The organism is Neisseria sp. P0021.S005 (assembly GCF_051956955.1).
On record NZ_JBQCWY010000565.1, the window covers coordinates 1 to 1994 of the forward strand.

Annotated in this window: 2 protein-coding genes; both read right to left on the reverse strand. The window is 53.9% G+C overall.

All coding sequences use genetic code 11. The features are described 5' to 3' along the window. Window positions 1-118: 118 nt before the first annotated feature. Window positions 119-1033: an ABC transporter ATP-binding protein gene (locus tag ACTHUE_RS16925; RefSeq protein ID WP_070459634.1), complete on the reverse strand. Its 915-nt coding sequence runs from the start codon at window positions 1031-1033 to the stop codon at window positions 119-121. Between the two features lie 113 nt (window positions 1034-1146). Further along, the coding region (locus ACTHUE_RS16930; RefSeq protein ID WP_440424034.1) for a BtrH N-terminal domain-containing protein at window positions 1147-1994 on the reverse strand (848 nt) is incomplete at its 5' end.

Below are 1994 nucleotides of genomic sequence, written 5' to 3' on the forward strand. Positions count from 1 at the left end.
TCGCGGCTCAGCGCCAACGACATAATCAGCATGAAGGCGATGGGCATCACAAACAACACGGCCAAACCGTGCAGGTCGCGGCAGAGCAGTTTGAGTTCTTTGAGGAGGGAGGAAATCGTCATTGTGGATTTTGCTTATCTGTTGCCGGTTCGTCTTTGCGCAGGAAATCAAGGTAAAACGTTTCTAGCGAACCGTGTCCCTGCTGGAAGTAGCGGATTTGCGCGCCGCTTTGTTGCAGGGCGGCGTAAACGGCGGCGGCATCGTGCGCCGTTTCCATCATGCCGCGGCTGTCCACTTGCTTTGCACCCAAAGCGGCTAGCGTTTGAGGCGGCAGTGGCGGTTCGACGGTAAAACGCACGACACCGGTTTGCGTGCTTAGAAGCTCGTCCAAACCGCCGTGGTACACCAGTTTGCCGTGTTGCAGCAGCGCGATTTTGCCGCAAAGCTGCTCGATTTCCGACAGATAGTGCGAGGTGTAAACCACCGTTACCCCCTGCCGCGTCAAATCCGCCACGCTGTCGAGGATAAAGCGGCGCGACTGCGGGTCGATGCCAACCGTGATTTCGTCGAGGAACACCAGTTGCGGCGTGTTAATCAGACCGATGGCAAAATTCAGACGACGTTTAAGCCCGCCCGAAAGATGCTTTGCCGCCTTGTTTTTGTGGGCGGTCAGGTCGGTCTGTTCCAACAGCGCGTTCAGACGGCCTTTGTCGCGCACTTTGTAAAGCGAGGCGAAAAACAGCAGGTTGTCCCACACCGAAAGCTGCGGATAAAACGCGAAATCCTGCGGCACCAAACCGATTTTCTGCCGCTCGCTGCGGCTTAATAGGCGCAACGGCTTGCCGTCAAACAAAATTTCGCCCTGCCGTACTTCCTGCAAGCCTGCCAAAAGCGACATCAGCGTCGTTTTCCCCGCACCGTTGTGACCGAGCAGCCCCAAACATTCGCCGTCGGCAATATCGAACGACACATTGTCCAGCGCGGCAATTTCGGCTTTGGGATAACGGTGGGAGAGGGATTGGATGTGAATCATGGTTTCAGACGGCCTTAGTATGGATGGAGCATAGTGAAATCATTGACAAAGGCGGCATTAGGTCATCTGTGTACAAACGGGCACAGAAAATTTCTCGCTACCGCATAACCCCATTATTTCAATAATCCCCGCCATAACGCTTCTTCATCATCCGCAATTTTGCGCAGAAATTCAGCGATGTTGCGGCAGCCGTTTTCAGACGGCTTTTTGCACTGCTTCACGCACATGGCTGCGAATTGACGCCATTGGTCGCCGATGGAGGTCATTTGTTCCGAGGCCGTCTGAAATGCAGGTTCGTTGCAGATATGGGCGGCTTGTTCGAGGAAGTAGGCGTAGATATAGCGGAAACCTGCGCCGCCGGTACCGATTTCTTCCTGCATCCGCACCAAATGGCCGAGAAACAGTTTTTGGTATTTGTCATTTTGTTTGGCAGGCAGGGATTCGATTTTTTTGGCCAGCGTACGGATGCCTTTTACGCCGATGAAAAAGACTGGCGCGAGCATATGTTTGGCGTTTTTGCGTATGGCCTTGCGGATAATGGCGGGCAAGTCTGCCATGATTTTTTCAGACGGCCTGTTGTCTTCCAAGGTGTACATCATGCCTTTTGCCGCCAATACGCCTTTGACAAAGCGTGCACGCTGCAAATCTTCGGCAGCGCAGCGTTGTACGGTTTCAAATACGGGGTCGCTGATGAGGTAGTCGTTGCCGTCTTTGCCGTACACTAAAAGATTGTGTGCGTTGAAATGGAAGCGCATTTGCGGCGGGAAGTAGGGCAGCCAGAAGACGGAGGTTTGCAAACCTGCCAGCTTGCCTGAGGACAGCGCGGCATCCAATGCGGCTTGTCCGCTTTGTGCGTCGGAAAATTTGCGGACGGATAATTTCAGCCCCAATGCTTTGCAGGTGTTTTTGATGATGCTGCGCGGCGCGGTACGGTAGGAAACCAGCGGCATGCCGTTTAATT